This is a genomic window from Flavobacterium tiangeerense, assembly GCF_007830355.1.
GTDB classification, from domain to species: Bacteria; Bacteroidota; Bacteroidia; order Flavobacteriales; family Flavobacteriaceae; genus Flavobacterium; species Flavobacterium tiangeerense.
In genome coordinates this window covers 158,619-176,276 of the sequence record NZ_VLKO01000010.1, presented here as the reverse complement: position 1 = coordinate 176,276, position 17,658 = coordinate 158,619, and the positions used below count along the sequence as shown (strand labels likewise).

Here is a 17,658-nt window from a genome sequence, read left to right as displayed (position 1 = left end):
TTTGTTACCATACTAAAAGTGCTATATTTGTTTCTCCTTGAAAAAACAAACACTAACAACATACACATGAAAACCGTACAAGATTTCGATTTTAAAAATAAGAAAGCGCTCATTCGAGTAGATTTTAACGTGCCGCTAGACGATTATTTCCAAGTAACCGATACCACGCGTATTGAAGCAGCCAAACCTACTATTGATGCTATTTTAGCGCAAGGCGGAAGCGTAATATTAATGTCACATTTAGGAAGACCAAAAGGGGAAGAAGCCAAATATTCACTACAACATATTGTACAAACTACTTCAGAAATCCTGGGTGTTCCGGTTCAATTTGCATCAAATTGTGTAGGTGAAGTGGCTCAAGAGGCTGCGCAAAACTTGTTAGCAGGAAGCGTATTGATTCTTGAAAATTTACGCTTTCATCCAGAGGAAGAGGCGGGAGACGTAGCTTTTGCCAAAGAATTAGCCAGTCTTGGAGATATTTATGTGAATGATGCTTTTGGTACAGCACATAGAGCACATGCATCTACTACTATCATCGCACAGTTTTTTCCAGAGCACAAATGTTTTGGGTTGTTGCTTGCCAAAGAAATTGAGAGCTTGAATAAAGTGTTGAAAAACAGTGAAAAACCAGTTACTGCGGTTTTGGGTGGTTCTAAAGTTTCTTCTAAAATTACTGTGATCGAAAATATTTTAGATAAAGTAGACCACATGATCATAGGTGGTGGAATGACTTTTACTTTTGTGAAAGCGCTAGGAGGCAAAATAGGAAACTCTATTTGCGAAGATGACAAACAAGACTTAGCACTAGAAATTTTGCGTTTAGCCAAAGAAAAAGGGGTTCAAATACATCTTCCGGTTGATGTTGTAGCGGCAGATGCTTTTGCAAATGATGCTCAAACGCAAGTAGTGGATGTGAATAGTATCCCAGATGGCTGGCAAGGTCTTGACGCAGGACCAAAATCATTAGACCTTTTTAAAGAAGTGATTATGGAATCTAAAACGATATTGTGGAATGGACCTTTGGGAGTATTTGAATTAGAAAATTTCGCAAATGGAACTATTACATTAGGGAATTACATTGCCGAGGCTACAGCCAAGGGAGCTTTTTCACTTGTGGGTGGTGGTGACTCTGTGGCTGCAGTAAAACAATTTGGACTAGAACACAAAGTAAGCTATGTGTCTACGGGAGGAGGAGCCATGCTAGAAATGCTTGAGGGTAGAGTACTTCCTGGTATTGCAGCTATCCTTGAATAAGGATCCAAAGACCACTTTGTAAATGCAAAAATATATTTTTAAAGTAGTTTTTACAGGCTACTAATTGAAAACTAGGCCTCAACAACGAAAAAAGTTGTTGAGGTTTTTTATTTTGGATACTAATTTAGTTTGGTATCGCCACTTATTTTCTTAAATCGATAGATATTCCTTATAAATGTATCAATTATTGCATTTTTAACACTTTTTAAAGACGTTTTTTAGAAAAAACCCGTTAAGTTTGTAAATCAAGCTTTGTAATCATTTGAAATATAGGTCTTTGATCGTAAAAATATGAATATAAAAAATACCACTGTTGCACTATTACTTTTGTTTTCGGCTAATTTGTTTGCACAAGATGCAAATGACACCCAATCCATTTTAAAAATAGTACCTAAAATTTCGTACCTCGATTCTATCAAGAAAACCTTTGTAAACGACAAAGTTGCCGCACGCGTTGACAGTTTGTGGATGAAAGAACTCAACGATCTTGATTTATTTACTTCATTCTCTGAAGAAATAAAAAATACCAATCTTGATCTTGCCATAGATTTTGAATTGCCTACAGATTTACTTAAACAAAGATTGGCTGCCATGGATGCAAAGTCGCCTTTTAATATTGAGTACAATCCTGGATTAGAAAACTTAATCAAATCTTTTTTGAAAAACAGAAAAAAATCTTTTGAACGCCTCATGGCAGTTTCTGAATATTATTTTCCGTTAATGGAGGAAGCGTTAGCAAAGCAAAATGTCCCACTCGAAATTAAATATCTAGCAGTGGTTGAGTCGGCATTAAATCCTAAAGCAGTTTCCCGAATGGGCGCTACAGGATTGTGGCAGTTCATGTATCAAACCGGAAAACAATACGGTCTTAAAATAGATTCTTATGTAGATGAAAGAAGTGATCCACTGAAATCTAGCGACGCTGCAACACAATATATGACCAATATGTACAAGATATTTGGAGATTGGGATTTGGTTTTAGCAGCTTATAACTCTGGACCAGGAAACGTTGCCAAAGCCATCAGACGTTCAGGCGGACAACAGAATTATTGGAACATTCGAAAAAATTTACCCCGTGAAACACAAGGCTATGTACCAGCTTTTTTAGCAACCATGTATATTTATGAATACCACAAAGAGCATGGTATTGTTCCTAATAGAGCCAAAGTAAAACACTTTGCTACAGATACGGTGATGATCAAGCGTCAAATGACATTCAGACAAATATCGGAATTACTGGATGTGCCTGTAGCACAATTACAGCTTTTAAATCCGTCTTACAAGCTAAACGTGGTTCCTTTTTATCACGATCAAACCCATTTTTTAAGATTACCACAGGAAAAAGTTGCCGTTTTTGCCTCAAACGAAAACAAAATATATGCCTACGCACAATATGAAAAAGACAAAAGTGAAAAACCCTTTATGTTAGCTAAAACAACTGTTGTTAAAGACAGTCTTAGAGCTAATACTGAAAGTCTGGCCGCAACCAAAAGTGTGTACTACAAAGTTAAAAAAGGGGATAATATTGCTAGTGTAGCTCTAAAATATGGGGTAACTATTGCCGAAATTAAAAAATGGAATCACATCAAGGGCAACAATATTGCATACGGAGGAAGTTTAAAAATCAATACTGATCCTACTGCACTAAAGGAAATAAAGTCTGAATCTAAAAATACGGTTTCTAAAAATACAGCCCTTGCAGATGCTAAAGTAAATAAAGAGGAAAAGGCTGTTGATGCGTCAAACACCGCTTCAAGTTATGTAGTGCAAAAAGGAGATAACTTGGGAAGTATTGCAAAGAAACACAATTTGACAGTTACTGAGATTCAAAAGTTAAATGGCTTAACTACTGCTTCTGTGCAAGCGGGATTGGTTTTGCAATTGAGTCCAAAAGAAACGGATGCTAAACCAGATGCAGCAACAAGTCCGTTGCGTAAAGATGTCGAGTATGTTATTTTAAAAGGAGATAATTTAGGTGCAATTGCGACTAAATTTGGCGCCACTGTTCCCGAATTAAAATCGTGGAATAACCTACCTGATAATACGATTACAATAGGAAAATCTCTTATTGTTGCCAAGGATGAAATAGCAATCAATACTGATAAAGCTACTGTAGATACTTTTAAAACAAAGAAAAATACATCTGCTGCGAAAACTGCTTCAGAATATTTTGTGAAAAAAGGAGATTCCTTATTTAGTATTTCTAAAAAATATCCAGGTGTAACCATCAATGATTTGAAAAAGTGGAACGGTATTAGTGGTGAAGATATCAAACCAGGTATGAAGTTAAAAATAAACGGATAATACGGCTTTGTTCTTTATATTTGGGTTTTACTAAACAACACCCAGCAATGCATCGATTTTATTGTTTATTCATTTTTGCGGCATTTTCTGTGTTTTCTTGTCAAAAAGATAACAGCTCGTTGCCGCGCATTACTACAGGTAAAATCAACACCATATCGGTTATTATTGAAGATCAGTTGTGGAATGGTGAGATAGGAGATAGCATCAGGAATAAATTTGCTGCGCCAGTAATAGGCTTGCCTCAGGAAGAACCTCTTTTTAACATCAATCAATATCCCGTTAAACTTTTAGAAGGTTTCATGACCGATACGCGAGCGATAATTGTAGTTAAAAAAACCGAGGTCAATAAATTTGAAATCAAGAAAAATCAATACGCTAGTCCTCAAAATGTTTTTCATATTTCAGGAAGAACAGTTAGTGATATTGTGACGATCATGGAGCAAAATGCACCCCAAATGATCAGCATGATTAAAAATGCTGAAATAGCGGCTAGTCAAAAAATAAACTTACAATCTTTACTGGATCCTAAAATTATTGAGAACAAGTTTCATACAGCCATTCAAGTTCCTACAGGTTATGTGTATGTCTTGCAAAAACGAAATTTCTTGTGGCTCAAAAAAGAATTTATTGGCGGAAACACTAGTCTCTTGCTCTACCAAGTTCCTCTAGATAAATATAGAACCGATAAAAACTGGAGTGCAAAGGTGATTCAATTGCGCGATTCTATAGGCAATTTGTACATCAGAGGGAAAGAACCTCATACCAACATGATTACAGAGGAGGCGTATTCTCCTTATTTTTCTAAGACAAAACTCAATAAATACACTGCTTATGAAACTAAGGGAACTTGGCAATTGAATAATGACTTCATGTCGGGTCCTTTTATCAATTATGCAATACTAGACACTACATACAACCGATTGCTAATTCTAGAAGGTTTTTGTTATGCGCCTTCTAAAGATAAAAGGGATTTAATGCACGAATTAGAATCCATTATAAAATCGGCGCGGATTATTAAAAAAGAGCCTTAAATTGCTTTAATTTGTATAAAAAAACAGCACATGACACTACAGTGGGAAATAAAAGCATTTGAAGCACTTACAGTTTTTGAGTTATATGATATTTTAAAGTTACGAAGCGAGATCTTTGTAGTTGAGCAAAACTGTGTGTACCTTGACTTAGATGATAAAGATAAAGTAGCCTTACACCTTATGGGCGTTTATGACGGTAAAATAGTGGCTCATTCTAGATTGTTTCAACCCGGAATAAGTTTTGATTTTGCCTCAATAGGTAGAGTTACTGTTGATGCTAATTACCGTGATCGCAAATGGGGTCATGATCTAATGCGCGAGTCTATTGCGGGCATAGCGAAACATTTTGGCGAAAGCCAAATCACAATAGGAGCCCAGTTGTACCTAAAAAAGTTTTACGAAAGCCACGGTTTTGTACAAACCAGTGAGATGTATCTGGAAGATGATATCCCACACATAGAAATGCAAAAACAGTAAGTTACATTTTTAAGATAGCTTTGTAGGCAGCGGCATCGTTTAAGAGTGTCGTTGCTTTCTTGATTTCTATGTTGTTTTTGGTGTAATATTGATACAAACCTTCTTGGTATTGAAAACGTTTGATAATTTCATCAACCATTAAGCCCTTGATTTCTTTTTGATGTTTGTCTAGCAATGCATTTTCAGATTTTTGCAAGGCGGTCAATAATTGCTGGTACTCTACTTGAATGGATTCGTCTAGCTTTTCTTTTTTGGCTACAGCCAAAGTATTTTTCAAAGCCAGTTCAGTTTCTGTGTCAAAGGAGAATTTTTGAGCTTTTAAATAGTTTTTAAAGTCGGCATAATCAGCATCACTGATCACTGGAATTTGATTTCCAAGTGTTGGGTTTTTGTAACAGTAACTGGTTACGTAGTTAAAGATTCCGTCGTTGCGAAGCAAGGCGTTTGTGATAGGACTAGATTTGGTTTCTTCTAAAACTACATCAGGTTGAATACCTCCGCCGTCATACACAGTTCTACCTTTGCGGGTTTTAAAAGCGTTAAAGTTCTTCTCTTCGGTCTTTAAAGCCATTCCGTTTTTGTCTTTTTTAGAATAATCCAATGCCTGAATGCATCGTCCCGAAGGAGTGTAATAGCGCGAAATGGTCACTTTGAGTTGGGTTCCGTAAGTTAAATCAACAGGACGTTGTACTAGTCCTTTTCCAAAACTACGACTTCCTACCACTACCGCACGATCTAAATCCTGCAACGCACCTGCAACAATTTCTGAAGCGGATGCACTACGGCCGTTTACCAAAACAATCAAAGGAATGTCCAAATCCACTGGCTCTCTGGTAGTTTTATAGGTAGTATTGTGTTTGTCAATTTTAGACTTTGTGGTGACAATAGTTTCGTTTTTGGCTACAAATAAATTGCAAATATTTACGGCTTCATTTAGTAATCCACCGGGATTGTCTCTTACATCTAGAATGATGCGTTCTGCTCCTTCTTTTTTGAGTTGTTCTAATGCTTCTTTGGTTTCAAAAGAGGCTTTTTTGTTAAAATGAGACAAGACAATGTAACCCGTTTTATCATCTATTTTTGCAAAAAACGGTACCGATTTAATTTCTACTTCATCCAGTACAATTTGTGTGGTATTAGGCTTGCCTTGTCTGAGGTATTTTACTGTGATTTTTGTGTTTTTAGAACCCTTGAGTAATTGCGAGGCATCATCCTTGAAATCTGATAAAAGCACATCACCTATTTGAATGATCTCATCACCTGCTTTTAAACCTGCTTTGTCTGCTGGGAAATTTTTATACGGTTCTTTGATAATCAGTTTGTCTTCTTTGCGGGTGAGTATGGCACCTATGCCTGTATATTCACCCGTATTGTTGATTTTAAACTTCACAACATCCTGCTCGTTAAAATAGACCGTGTACGGATCTAGGTTAGCCAACATGGCCTTAATGGCTTTGTCCATTAACTCTCCTGGATTAGTTTCATCTACATAATTGCGGTTCAATTCTTTGAAAAGCGTGGTGAAGATTTCGATTTGTTTGGCAATTTCGAAGAAATCATCTTTGAAACTGCTTCCAATGAATAAAAATGCCGATGCAACAACGGGTAATATGAATTTTTTTTTGAGGAAAGAATACATGTTTTTATATTTTTTTTGACTTAAATCGTTTTCTAATAAAGTAACCTAAAGCAATCATAATGAGGATAAACGGCCAAATGCTGAGTAAATTGATAAACAAACTCGAAAGACTATTGAACCCTGATTTGATGGCGGTCCAAATTTTTGTTCCATATGATTCGGTAGCGCCGCTAGCCTCTGCAACAGATTTATAAAATTCTATTGTGATGGTGCTATAAGAAACTTGGTTTTGCATGTAGTTCAATTGCCCTTCTTTGGCTTCAATTTCTTCTCGAATAGCCGAAAGTTGTTTTTCAATTTCTAGCATTTCGGTAACCTTGTTTGCTTTTTTCAAAAGTTCCAGATACCGGTTTTCCAATACTTTTTTTGCTTTTAATCGGGCATCAAGATCTATAAATTCAGCAGTGACATCCTGTGAAGTAATTTGTTTAGTGTCAAAATACGCAACTCCTTTTGAAATCGAAGCTATAAAAACATCAAAGTTTTGGCTTGGTACACGAACTGTTAGATTTCTAAAAACCGACTCGTAATCTTTGCCTTCATTGTCGTTTTGGATCGTTGCTTTACTATTTTTTACTGCATTTTGTATTTGGGTATATGTAGCTTCTAAATCATTGGTTTCAAAACGAAGGTTACCTGTTTTGATGATTTTTTGTTCTGTTTTTTCTTTTTCAGGCGAGTCCATTTTATCAGCACTGTAGTTGCCATTTTGTCCAGATTCTCTTTTTGCAGGAAGTTTAATAGCTGTGATTTTCATATCTAAATCAGCTTCTGCCTTTTTACAACTCCCAAAACACAATAGTACAAGAATAAATAAGAGTATTGACTTCATAAATAGGTTGTTTTAATGCTAAAAATACAAAAAATAGAATTGCTACTCTTCTTTTTTTATTTGTAGCAAAAACTTTTCAAACAATTGAACAGTTTTAGTATTGATTTCTTGGTAAGTCAAGCGATCCTTGGTTTGATAAAAAAACATGAAGGAATACGGTTGATCAAGATTATCAAGCAACAAATGTTTATTTAGGCGATAGGTTTCGCGAAGTACACGTTTGAAATAATTGCGGTCTACAGCTTTTTTAAAATTCTTTTTAGATACGGAAACGCCTATTTTTATTTTTTCACTTTCGCCAAAAGTACCAGCTTTGTATACCAATCTCAAGGGGTATTTGGATACAGATTTACCATCAGTAAATAATAAACCAATGGTTATTTTGCTTTTTAGTTTTTCGGTTTTAGGGTACTTGAAATTCATATATAGGGAACGTATTTTGGTCAGCAAAGGTACAATTAAAGCTGTTTTTTGCGACTTTTTCTAGATGAAATACCACTAAAAATATATTTATTACTTTTGCAGAAATTTTTTAAGCATGCAAAAAATAATTTCATACCCCATATCTGTTGTTTATTATCTCTGTTTTAGTCTAACATTGCTTGTATTTCATCCTATTCAATGGATTTGTTTCAATGTTTTTGGCTATCAAGCACATAAGAAGAGTGTGGATTATTTGAATTTTTTCTTGGTAAAATGCACTAATTTGCTTGGAACTACGTATACTTTTACAAATAGAGATATCATCCCAAAGGATGTGCCCTTGATTTTTGTGTGCAACCATCAAAGTATGTACGATATTATAGCAATGATTTGGTATTTTAGACGTTTTCATTGTAAATTTGTGAGTAAGAAAGAATTAGGTAAAGGAATACCAAGTGTGTCCTATAATTTGCGTCATGGAGGATCTGTACTTATTGATAGAAAAGATCCCAAACAAGCTATTCCTGCCATTAGAAGTTTGTCAGAGTATATAGAAAAGCACAATCGTTCTGCCGTTATTTTTCCAGAAGGTACCCGAAGTAAAACAGGAAAACCAAAAGAGTTTTCACAAACAGGATTAAAAATGTTGTGCAAGAATGCCCCATCGGCCTACGTAGTTCCGGTAAGCATTAACAACTCTTGGAAAATGGTTAAATTTGGTTTTTTTCCCGTAGGTTTAGGAAATCATCTTACCTTTGTAGTACACGAACCGCTTGCTGTAAGCGAATATGATTTTGCTGATTTGATGGTGAAAACCGAAACAGCCGTTGTGAATGGAATAAAAATTTAATATATATAAAATGTCAATAAAAAACATTCGATTAGAAGTAATGCAGTTTTTAGAGAAAAACGTAGATAGCTTTGTCGATCAGTATCTTATTCCTGTTGAGAAGATATGGCAACCCACAGATTTTTTGCCAGATTCCCAGAGCGATACTTTTTTTGATGAAGTAAAAGAACTACGTGAAATTGCTAAAGATTTGCCTTATGATTTCTGGGTAACACTAGTAGGTGATACCATTACAGAGGAAGCGTTGCCTACCTATGAGTCTTGGCTTATGGATGTAGAAGGAATAGATAATGTGGAGCGTAACGGATGGTCTAAATGGATCAGACAATGGACAGGTGAGGAAAATCGCCATGGTGATTTATTAAACAAATACTTGTACTTATCCGGTAGAGTGAACATGCGCGAAGTAGAAATGACTACACAGCATTTGATTAATGATGGTTTTGATATTGGTACTGGTAGAGATCCTTATAAGAACTTTATCTACACTAGTTTTCAAGAATTAGCTACCTATGTATCTCATAACAGAGTAGCTCAAATAGCTAAAAAATACGGAGACAACAAATTGTCTAAAATGTGCAAAATGATTGCAGGCGATGAAATGCGTCACCATCATGCATATAGTGAGTTTGTAAACCGAATTTTCCAAATTGACCCAAGCGAAATGATGCTTGCTTTCCAATACATGATGAAAGCAAAAATTGTAATGCCGGCTCATTTCTTGAGAGAATCTGGTGAAAAAATAAGTACAGCTTTTGAACAGTTTTCTGATTCAGCACAGCGTATTGGGGTGTATACCGCAGTAGACTATGTTGAAATTATGCAAAAATTAATTGACAAATGGGAAATTGATAAAATAGGTGGTTTAACAGATGAAGCTGAAAAAGCCCGTGACTATTTGATGAAATTGCCTTCTAGAATGGCTAAAATCTCTGAGCGTTTGGTAATTCCTCAAGAATCTCACATTTTCAAATGGGTTGAGCCTGCCTTAATACGCTAATTCAATCCTACGAATACCCAATATAAATGTTGGATTTTAAAGTTTTAAAGCTTTAAAGTTCAACATTTTTTTTAAAAACAAAAGATACAATGACAAATCCTGATTTGATAAACAAGACAATTCTTTTTGTAAAAGAAGAATTAAAAAATGCCGAGGGCGGACACGATTGGTTTCATATCGAAAGAGTGTTTAAGAATACGGTGTTAATTGCTAGCACGGAAACTTGTGATAGTACTGTTGCCCAGCTTGGTGCGTTGCTGCATGATATTGCCGATAGTAAATTTCACGATGGTGATGAAACGGTAGGGCCTAGAGTTGCTCGAAAATTTTTAGAATCGGAACATGTTGACGAGGAAATTATTGCGCATGTGGTTCAAATCATTGAAAACATCTCCTATAAAGGTGGAAATTTTGAACGAAAGTTTTCCTCAATTGAACTAGATGTAGTTCAGGACGCGGATCGGTTAGATGCCATAGGAGCCATAGGAATTGCCAGAGCATTCAATTATGGAGGTTTTAAAAATAGAGCGCTGTATGATCCTGAAATAGCTCCAAACACCAGCATGACTAAGGAGGAATACAAAAAGAATAATGCTCCTACAATAAATCATTTCTACGAAAAGCTTTTGCTCTTAAAAGATAAAATGAATACCCGAACCGGTAAGAAGATAGCTCAAGAAAGACACCAATACATGGAGGGTTTTCTAGCTCAGTTTTATGCAGAATGGGAAGGGGAGAAATAAGTTAGCAGTTTTCAGTGTGCAGTTTACAGTTTTTGAGATTGTTATCTTTCAAAAAAATAAAACTCAGGCTTGAATGATATGTAATCCATTACGAGCTCTGTTTAATAACTGCTGGTTTTCGACTTGAAAACCAGCAGTTGTTATCAAAAAATTTATGCTGAAATCCCTTTTTCTTTCATTTCTAGAATCACATCCGAAGCGTTTTTAAAGGTAGGTGCTTGCTCAATGATAGTTCCTACTCTTTTTTTATTAAGTTTAAACGTAATGTCGTTTTCTGTAGTGAAGAGTAAAGCCGTTAAAAAAGGGTTGTTCATATACGGAGCCAATACAATAAACGCCTCATCAAGGGTATGGAAACTTTCTATTTCTTCGGTTTTGTAACGCGCCGTTATGGACATACAAAACACATCGTTTTCTTGTAAAACAGGACGCACATAAATATTTTTCAATTCTGTATCACCAATGGTTTTGGCTAGGGTTAACTTTGCATACGTATAGTTATCGATACTTTCTTTTACTTTTTCCCAGAACAGATCAAATACAGGTTGGAAGGACATAATTAGAATTTAAAGAGTGAGATAATCACAAATGAAGTGCAAAACTAAGCCTTGTGCGGCAAACAAATCCTTTTTGTGAAAAAAATTATTTAAAACAATGTGTGTTTAAACTAAAAAGAGAACCAATCTGGTTCTCTCTTATTTTTATTTTCCAGTAAAAACTGCTTTTCTTTTCTCTAGGAAAGCCGTTGTTCCTTCTTTAAAATCTTCGGTTCCAAAACATTTTCCAAAAGATTTAATCTCTGTTTCAAATCCGTTTTTCCCTTCTTTGAAATTAGCATTAACTGCTTTTATTGCTTTGCCAATAGCGTATGGAGAGTTCTTAATTATCTTATTGGCTATATTGGTACAAAATTCTATTAGTTCGTCTTCTGAAACCACGTGGTTTACTAATCCTATTCTGTAAGCTTCATCTGCAGTAACCATTCCAGCAGTCATAATCATTTCCATAGCGCGGCCTTTTCCTACTAGTTGAGGCAATCTTTGCGTTCCACCATAACCTGGAATTACACCCAATGAAACTTCTGGTAATCCCATTTTAGCATTTGCAGAGGCAATTCTAAAATGACACGACATAGCCAATTCAAGTCCGCCTCCTAGTGCAAAACCATTAACTGCGGCAATAACAGGTGTTTTTAAATTTTCGATAAAATCAAATAATTTTTCTTGACCTTCTGCTGCAAGTTGGGATCCTTGTTCTATGGAGAAATTTGCAAATTCTGAAATATCAGCTCCTGCTACAAAAGCTTTTTCGCCACTTCCTGTTAAAATAATAGCACGAATCTCATTGTTTTTTGACAGTAATTTAAAGGCTTTGTTCAAATCAGAAATGGTTGCCACATTCAAAGCATTCAACTTTGTAGGTCTATTGATAGTTACAGTAGCAATGTTTTCTTGGGTAGTAACCAAAATATTTTCGTAGTTCATAAGTATTTTTTAAGAGTTGATGATGGGGAGTGACACAATGAATGTGGTTCCTTTACCAAATTCAGATTCAAAGATAATCGTTCCTTTGTAATTTTCGATAATGTTTTTTATAATTCCAAGACCAAGACCCATACCGCTACTTTTGGTAGTAAATTTAGGTTCAAAAATCCTATGCGCATCGCTAGCTTGTATTCCTATTCCGTTATCTGATACGGTTATAAGTACGTTATTGTCTTCTTTTTTTATTTTTACAAGTACTTTTTTAAGTTCTTGTTGCTCCGGTATAGATTGAATAGCGTTTTTGGCAAGATTGGTAATAACTCGAATCAATTGTGTACGGTCAATTTTTGAAATAATCTCTGGAGATTCACTTTGAAATTCAACATAATCTTCATTAAAAATATCCATGGTAAGCTCTACAACTTCAACTACATTCAGGGTTTCGTTTTGTTGGGCAGGCATGGAGGCAAAGTTAGAAAAAGCCGAAGCTACTGCACTCATGGTGTCGATTTGCTGAATGAGCGTTTCAGAGTAGTCGTTCATTTTCTGTTTTACATTGGCATCCAATGGGTCAAACTTGCGTTGAAAACTTTGAACTGTGAGTCTCATTGGCGTAAGCGGATTTTTAATTTCATGGGCCACTTGTTTTGCCATTTCTCTCCAAGCTTCTTCGCGCTCACTTTGTGCTAGTTTGATGGCGCTTTTCTCCAGTTCATCTACCATGGCATTATACGCCTTGATAAGTAAATTTATTTCTTTGCTATTGGCCTCTAAAACAATTTTTTCGTTTTTTTGGTTTAAACTGGTTTCGCTTAATTTATCCGAAATGGTTTTTAAAGATTTTGTAATGTAGGAAGATAAGAAGTACGCTAGCGCAAAGGCCATGAGCAACATAAAAGTATACACTTGACCTAGTCTTACTAAGAAATTTTTAAGTTCATTTTCATAATATCCATCGTCTTCTACATAAGGCAAGTTTAAAATTCCGAGTGGCTTGAATTTGTCATCTTTGATTTGGCTAAAAGCCGAACGATTTTTTTTGCCGTCAATGGTTTTAATGTCTACATACCTTTTTTCAATGGAGGAACGCACCAGTTTCAAAATGTATTTGGGTACTGGTGGTGCAACTTTGTCAACCGAAAAAGATTCTTTTGAAGATTTTAACAACTGACCGTTAAGGCTGTAAATATTAATTTCGACATTATGAATGTGTGCCAATTCATGAATTTTATCCTTAAAGATGAGGTCTAGGTTTGCTGCCGTTAAAGGATAAGTAGTAGTTGAAAGAATAAAATTGATGTGCTGTTTAACCGCATTTTCGTTCCGTTCCAGTCGTTCTTGGTGGTATTCTTTGGCTTCGTTTTTAAATTGAATGATCGAAATCGAAGCTAATATAACGGAGGCCATCAATATCAATACAATCATGGACAGGAAAATCCTAATCCGCAAGGAAAGCATTGCTATTTTGAAGCTTTTGAACATGGTTTTTAGTTTACAGTCTCAGTCTCAGTCCCGGTTGGGAACTGAAAATTCAACTATTTTCTTTCTCTAATTTTTTTGTAAAATTGGAAACCCAGCATTAAAATGACAGAGAACAAAATGATCCCAATTACTCCGTAAATCCAATTGAATGCATTTTTTAAAATCACTAAAAATACTACGGCAAAAAGTATAATTGTAGCGCCTTCGTTCCATAATCGCATAAAATTAGAGGTGTATCTCACTTCGTTTCGTTGCAATTGATTAAAGATTTGGTGGCATTTGGCATGGTACAAATACAATAGAAACACAAATCCTAGTTTGACATGCATCCAAGGCATTTGAAGCCACGCCCGACCTAAATCGGTGAAAAACAACATCCAAAATGCAAATATACTGGCTAATATTGCCGATGGCCAAGTGATGATGTACCACATGCGGTACGTCATTATTTTGAATTGGTTTTGTAAAATCTCTTTTTCGGGTGAAGGTTTATCTGCAGCTTCAATTTGGTAAACAAAAAGGCGAACAATATTAAAAAGCCCCACAAACCAAGTAATTACAAAGATGAGGTGTAATGATTTTATGTAATTATAGTATTCCATAGTACCGTTATAGTAGTTTAGTATGTATTTCTTTTTTTAATAAATAGCCAGTCAATGTTGTTGATAAAACATCGGCAATAGGAAAAGCAATCCATACGCCAAAAATACCGAAAAAATTTGGTAGAATTAGCACAAGCGGGATGAGGAAAAATCCTTGTTTGCTTAACGTTAAAAGTAAAGCTTTTTTGGCATTGCCAATAGCTTGAAAATAAGCAGCGCCAATCAATTGAATGGCAATAATAGGTGATGCTGCAAAAACCCATCGCAAGGCATTGGGCGTTTGGGCTATAACCTCGGGATCAGTGGTAAAAACTGATACAATTGGTTGAGCAAATACCAAGATGACCACAAATATTAGAGAAGCCAATACCGCTGCATATAAAATGGACAACTGAACACTCTCCTTAACACGAGCAAAATTAGAAGCACCATAATTGTAACCAGCAATAGGCAAAAATCCTTGTGTGATTCCAAGTATAGGAAACAAAGCAAACATTAACATTCTGCTGATAATCCCATAAATGGCAACAGAGTGTTCACCGCCATAGGTATACAATGTGTGGTTTAACAGTATGGATAAAAGACTAACGACACCTTGCCTGGAAAACGTAACAATGCTAAGGGACGTAATTTGTTTGACAATGGATTTGTTGAATAAAAAATGTTTGAGTTGCAGTTGCAATTGACTCTTGAAAACAAAGTACCATACTACAAATAAAAAACAAGTAGTATAGGATATGGCTGTGGCCAAAGCTGCTCCAAAAATACCCATGTCCATGTATTTTATAAAAAGAATATCCAGAGCAATGTTTACAAATGCGGGAATGATCATGGCTACCATGGCAAATTTTGCCTTTCCTTCAGCCCGAATGACATTATTGCCCATCATGCACAATGCTAGAAAGGGAACGCTTATGATAATAGGAAAATAAAATTCTTGCGCGGGTTTAAAAATGGCGCCTTTTGCCCCAAAAAGTAAAAGCATTTCATCACTAAATATCAAACCGAATACCACAAAAACTGAGGCTAGGATGAAAGTCATCGTTATTTGGTTCCCAAAAGTTTGCAATGCTTTTTCTTTGTTGTTTGCACCCAAAGCACGTGACAAAACCGATCCGCCTCCTACGCCAATAGCCATGCCTAATGACGAAATTAAAAAAGTGATGGGCAATACAACGGTTACTGCAGCAATTGCAAGTGAACCGATCCATTGCCCAACAAATATGGTGTCTATCAAAATATTAACAGACATAAAGAGAATCCCAATAGAGGAAGGAACCGCTTGTTTAATCAAGAGTTTTTTGATTGGTTGCGTTCCCAACTCATCGGTACTGGTATTCATTTATGCAGTAGTTTTTTCTAGCGTTGCTGTTGTAGATACGCCTGTCCAGGTAGTAATCCAGTTTCCTACTGTTTTACACCAATCTTCATCGTCATTTAAACAAGGAATGGCCATGAATTTTTCGCCACCGTGGTGTAAAAATTCTTCATTGGCTTCCATAGCAATTTCCTCTAAAGTCTCTAAACAGTCTGATACAAAAGCAGGTGTCACTACAGCTAGATTTTTAATGCCGTTTTTTGGCATTTTGTTAACTTCGACGTCTGTGTAGGGAGTCAACCATTTGTCGCCCGCTAAACGTGATTGAAAGGTCTGGCTGTATTTTCCCTCTGGGATTCCTAGCAATTTAACCACTTGTTTTGTGGTTTCGTAGCATTGATGACGGTAACAAAATTCGTGAGCTGGTGATGGTGTATTGCAACAAGAGCCATCTATTTTACAATGTGATTTGGTGATGTCTGTTTTGCGAATGTGGCGTTCTGGAATTCCGTGGTATGAAAACAACAAATGATCGTAATCAAAACCTTCTAAATGCCCTTTTATAGAATCAGCTAGATTTTTCAAATAATCAGGTTTGTTGTAAAAAGCTGGAACAATTGTGAATTTCATTTCTGGGAAGTACTTTTTGCGGTGTTCCTCTGCTAGTTCTAGAATAGTCGTAGTTGAAGCCATTGCGTGTTGCGGATACAACGGAAAAAGCATCACTTCGGTCACACCTTTATCATGTAATTCTTGTAATCCAGATAAAAGCGATGGATTGCCGTAACGCATAGCAAGAGCAACAGGAACATCCACGAGTTTTTGAACCTTTTCGTGCATTCTTCTAGAGATTACTACAAGTGGAGAACCTTCGTCCCACCAAATTCTAGCGTACGCTGCCGCTGATTTCTTAGGTCTTGTTTGTAAAATGATTCCGCGTACTAGTAATGCACGTAATAAAAACGGAACGTCAATTACATATTTGTCCATTAAAAACTCATCTAAATAAGGTTTTACATCTTTTGGAGTTGGACTTTCGGGAGAACCTAAATTTACTAATAATACACCTTTCATCTTGTCTTTTTTTTATGAAGCAAAAGTAACTAAACCTGCTTTTTTATACTTTGCGATTAACTATTTTTTATTTATTGTTTAATATACGAAAACAATCGTTTACTGCATATTAGGGTTTATGGACATCAAATATTTTTTGGGAGTGGTAGCAAATTTCTTTTTGAATGCCGTTATAAAATGGCTTCCGGTGCTGTACCCTATTTTCAACCCCACTTCGTTTACGTTATAGGAGCCACTATCTAGTAGTTTTCGAGCAAAATCCATTTTATAGTCAAATAAAAATCCGTACACGGTATCACCATAAATTTGTTTGAAACCCATTTTGAGTTTTTTTAAATTCAAACCTATTTCATCTGCTAGTTCTTGTAAACCTGGCGGTTCAGCCATGTTAGCAATAATGATTTCTTTTGCTTTTTTTATTTTGATCACATTGTCTTCATCTATTAAAAAAGGACATTGCTCTGCATTTGGATCTTCTGTTCTATTAAAGTAAAGGCTCAATAACTCGTACCCTTTGCCTTTGTAATACAAGTTTTTTATGGATGGATGCAAGCTGTAATGAAACAACTGTGATAGCACAATTGCCATTGATGGGCTAATGTTTCCTTCGTTATAATATTTTTTATCTTTATTATCAGCGCTCAAAAAAGTAATATAATCTGCCTCGGTAGAGAATAGCGCATGGAATTTTTTGATTGAAATAATTACAGATATCACCCAAGAATTTGGAGCTAGTTCTAAATTAAGAGGTAATTCTTTTTGTGGATTGTAAAGTAATAATGATTTTTCCTCTTTGAGTTCTAGCGCATAGTTTCCTTGATTAAAAATAAATTTAGCACTTCCTTTTAGTCCAAAATGAAACTGAATCAATCCGCTGCTCACCTCGCGTTGTGCATGGAAAGGGTTTATACCATCATTTTGAAACCGAATTAGCGTAAAATCGTCTTCAATTTTTATAATTTCTTCAGAACTCATAGCGGTATTTTTTTAATATAAAAATCATATTTAGGAAACGTATTTATTTAGAACAACTCTAAATAAAGAGATTCAAAGCACTTGATTTCATTACAAAAATAAGTTTTTTTGGTTAATAAATACAATTAGAATCAAAAAATCATTAAGCGATACAAAAAGAACTTCTAGCG

At 35.6% G+C, this 17,658-nt stretch carries 17 protein-coding genes; 7 read left to right on the top strand and 10 right to left on the bottom strand.

What is annotated here, in order from left to right:
- Positions 1-66 precede the first annotated feature (66 nt).
- The 4 genes from IQ05_RS12865 to IQ05_RS12850 all read left to right on the top strand — a co-directional run bounded on the left by IQ05_RS12865 (position 67) and on the right by IQ05_RS12850 (position 5,066).
- Positions 67-1,254, top strand: a complete 1,188-nt coding sequence (locus IQ05_RS12865; RefSeq protein ID WP_144893572.1) for a phosphoglycerate kinase — start codon at positions 67-69, stop codon at positions 1,252-1,254.
- A gap of 291 nt (positions 1,255-1,545) precedes the next feature.
- Complete coding sequence (locus IQ05_RS12860; RefSeq protein WP_144893570.1) at positions 1,546-3,558, top strand: LysM peptidoglycan-binding domain-containing protein; 2,013 nt, start codon at positions 1,546-1,548, stop codon at positions 3,556-3,558.
- A gap of 47 nt (positions 3,559-3,605) precedes the next feature.
- The gene (locus tag IQ05_RS12855; RefSeq protein WP_144893568.1) at positions 3,606-4,589 is read left to right on the top strand and encodes a DUF4837 family protein; all 984 of its coding nucleotides are present in this window, start codon (positions 3,606-3,608) and stop codon (positions 4,587-4,589) included.
- Positions 4,590-4,619: 30 nt separating this feature from the next.
- Positions 4,620-5,066 (top strand): GNAT family N-acetyltransferase, encoded by a 447-nt coding sequence (locus IQ05_RS12850; RefSeq protein ID WP_144893566.1) that lies wholly within the window; start codon positions 4,620-4,622, stop codon positions 5,064-5,066.
- Position 5,067: 1 nt separating this feature from the next.
- Here IQ05_RS12850 and IQ05_RS12845 read toward each other — a convergent pair whose 3' ends face one another.
- From IQ05_RS12845 to rnpA, 3 genes are read right to left on the bottom strand one after another with little or no spacing between them, the layout of a single operon-like run.
- On the bottom strand, positions 5,068-6,705 hold the full coding sequence (locus tag IQ05_RS12845; protein WP_144893564.1) for a S41 family peptidase: 1,638 nt from the start codon (positions 6,703-6,705) through the stop codon (positions 5,068-5,070).
- A 4-nt stretch (positions 6,706-6,709) separates the two neighbouring features.
- Entirely contained in the window at positions 6,710-7,537 is an 828-nt protein-coding gene (locus IQ05_RS12840) for a DUF4349 domain-containing protein (protein ID WP_144893562.1), read from the bottom strand.
- A 42-nt stretch (positions 7,538-7,579) separates the two neighbouring features.
- The gene (gene rnpA / locus IQ05_RS12835) at positions 7,580-7,960 is read right to left on the bottom strand and encodes a ribonuclease P protein component (protein WP_144893560.1); all 381 of its coding nucleotides are present in this window, start codon (positions 7,958-7,960) and stop codon (positions 7,580-7,582) included.
- 115 nt (positions 7,961-8,075) lie between these two features.
- On the opposite strand from rnpA, the gene IQ05_RS12830 reads away from it, so the two are divergent.
- From IQ05_RS12830 to IQ05_RS12820, 3 genes are all read left to right on the top strand, one after another.
- Positions 8,076-8,810, top strand: a complete 735-nt coding sequence (locus tag IQ05_RS12830) for a lysophospholipid acyltransferase family protein (RefSeq protein WP_144893558.1) — start codon at positions 8,076-8,078, stop codon at positions 8,808-8,810.
- Between the two features lie 10 nt (positions 8,811-8,820).
- Entirely contained in the window at positions 8,821-9,810 is a 990-nt protein-coding gene (locus IQ05_RS12825) for an acyl-ACP desaturase (protein ID WP_144893556.1), read from the top strand.
- Between the two features lie 89 nt (positions 9,811-9,899).
- Positions 9,900-10,553 carry an HD domain-containing protein gene (locus tag IQ05_RS12820; protein WP_144893554.1) on the top strand — a complete coding sequence of 218 codons (654 nt, stop codon included), beginning with the start codon at positions 9,900-9,902 and terminating at the stop codon, positions 10,551-10,553.
- 152 nt (positions 10,554-10,705) lie between these two features.
- Here the strand turns inward: IQ05_RS12820 and IQ05_RS12815 are convergent, their stop codons facing one another.
- From IQ05_RS12815 to IQ05_RS12785, 7 genes are all read right to left on the bottom strand, one after another.
- On the bottom strand, positions 10,706-11,110 hold the full coding sequence (locus IQ05_RS12815) for a hypothetical protein (RefSeq protein WP_144893552.1): 405 nt from the start codon (positions 11,108-11,110) through the stop codon (positions 10,706-10,708).
- A gap of 144 nt (positions 11,111-11,254) precedes the next feature.
- Positions 11,255-12,037 carry an enoyl-CoA hydratase/isomerase family protein gene (locus IQ05_RS12810; RefSeq protein WP_144893550.1) on the bottom strand — a complete coding sequence of 261 codons (783 nt, stop codon included), beginning with the start codon at positions 12,035-12,037 and terminating at the stop codon, positions 11,255-11,257.
- A 9-nt stretch (positions 12,038-12,046) separates the two neighbouring features.
- Positions 12,047-13,519, bottom strand: a complete 1,473-nt coding sequence (locus IQ05_RS12805) for a PAS domain-containing sensor histidine kinase (protein WP_370514400.1) — start codon at positions 13,517-13,519, stop codon at positions 12,047-12,049.
- Between the two features lie 53 nt (positions 13,520-13,572).
- Entirely contained in the window at positions 13,573-14,121 is a 549-nt protein-coding gene (locus tag IQ05_RS12800) for a CopD family protein (RefSeq protein WP_144893548.1), read from the bottom strand.
- A 7-nt stretch (positions 14,122-14,128) separates the two neighbouring features.
- The gene (locus tag IQ05_RS12795) at positions 14,129-15,463 is read right to left on the bottom strand and encodes an MATE family efflux transporter (RefSeq protein WP_144893546.1); all 1,335 of its coding nucleotides are present in this window, start codon (positions 15,461-15,463) and stop codon (positions 14,129-14,131) included.
- Positions 15,464-16,513 (bottom strand): ferrochelatase, encoded by a 1,050-nt coding sequence (gene hemH / locus IQ05_RS12790; protein ID WP_144893544.1) that lies wholly within the window; start codon positions 16,511-16,513, stop codon positions 15,464-15,466.
- 99 nt (positions 16,514-16,612) lie between these two features.
- The gene (locus IQ05_RS12785) at positions 16,613-17,488 is read right to left on the bottom strand and encodes a helix-turn-helix transcriptional regulator (RefSeq protein WP_144893542.1); all 876 of its coding nucleotides are present in this window, start codon (positions 17,486-17,488) and stop codon (positions 16,613-16,615) included.
- Positions 17,489-17,658: the final 170 nt, after the last annotated feature.

Bases quoted from the DNA above. Each gene is read 5' to 3' on its own strand.
- IQ05_RS12800 (WP_144893548.1), bottom strand. From the start codon at position 14,121: ATGGAATACTATAATTACATAAAATCATTACACCTCATCTTTGTAATT.
- IQ05_RS12795 (WP_144893546.1), bottom strand. From the start codon at position 15,463: ATGAATACCAGTACCGATGAGTTGGGAACGCAACCAATCAAAAAACTC.
- IQ05_RS12805 (WP_370514400.1), bottom strand. From the start codon at position 13,519: ATGTTCAAAAGCTTCAAAATAGCAATGCTTTCCTTGCGGATTAGGATT.
- IQ05_RS12865 (WP_144893572.1), top strand. From the start codon at position 67: ATGAAAACCGTACAAGATTTCGATTTTAAAAATAAGAAAGCGCTCATT.
- IQ05_RS12815 (WP_144893552.1), bottom strand. From the start codon at position 11,110: ATGTCCTTCCAACCTGTATTTGATCTGTTCTGGGAAAAAGTAAAAGAA.
- IQ05_RS12810 (WP_144893550.1), bottom strand. From the start codon at position 12,037: ATGAACTACGAAAATATTTTGGTTACTACCCAAGAAAACATTGCTACT.
- IQ05_RS12820 (WP_144893554.1), top strand. From the start codon at position 9,900: ATGACAAATCCTGATTTGATAAACAAGACAATTCTTTTTGTAAAAGAA.
- IQ05_RS12840 (WP_144893562.1), bottom strand. From the start codon at position 7,537: ATGAAGTCAATACTCTTATTTATTCTTGTACTATTGTGTTTTGGGAGT.
- IQ05_RS12830 (WP_144893558.1), top strand. From the start codon at position 8,076: ATGCAAAAAATAATTTCATACCCCATATCTGTTGTTTATTATCTCTGT.
- IQ05_RS12825 (WP_144893556.1), top strand. From the start codon at position 8,821: ATGTCAATAAAAAACATTCGATTAGAAGTAATGCAGTTTTTAGAGAAA.
- rnpA (WP_144893560.1), bottom strand. From the start codon at position 7,960: ATGAATTTCAAGTACCCTAAAACCGAAAAACTAAAAAGCAAAATAACC.
- IQ05_RS12850 (WP_144893566.1), top strand. From the start codon at position 4,620: ATGACACTACAGTGGGAAATAAAAGCATTTGAAGCACTTACAGTTTTT.
- IQ05_RS12785 (WP_144893542.1), bottom strand. From the start codon at position 17,488: ATGAGTTCTGAAGAAATTATAAAAATTGAAGACGATTTTACGCTAATT.
- hemH (WP_144893544.1), bottom strand. From the start codon at position 16,513: ATGAAAGGTGTATTATTAGTAAATTTAGGTTCTCCCGAAAGTCCAACT.
- IQ05_RS12860 (WP_144893570.1), top strand. From the start codon at position 1,546: ATGAATATAAAAAATACCACTGTTGCACTATTACTTTTGTTTTCGGCT.
- IQ05_RS12845 (WP_144893564.1), bottom strand. From the start codon at position 6,705: ATGTATTCTTTCCTCAAAAAAAAATTCATATTACCCGTTGTTGCATCG.
- IQ05_RS12855 (WP_144893568.1), top strand. From the start codon at position 3,606: ATGCATCGATTTTATTGTTTATTCATTTTTGCGGCATTTTCTGTGTTT.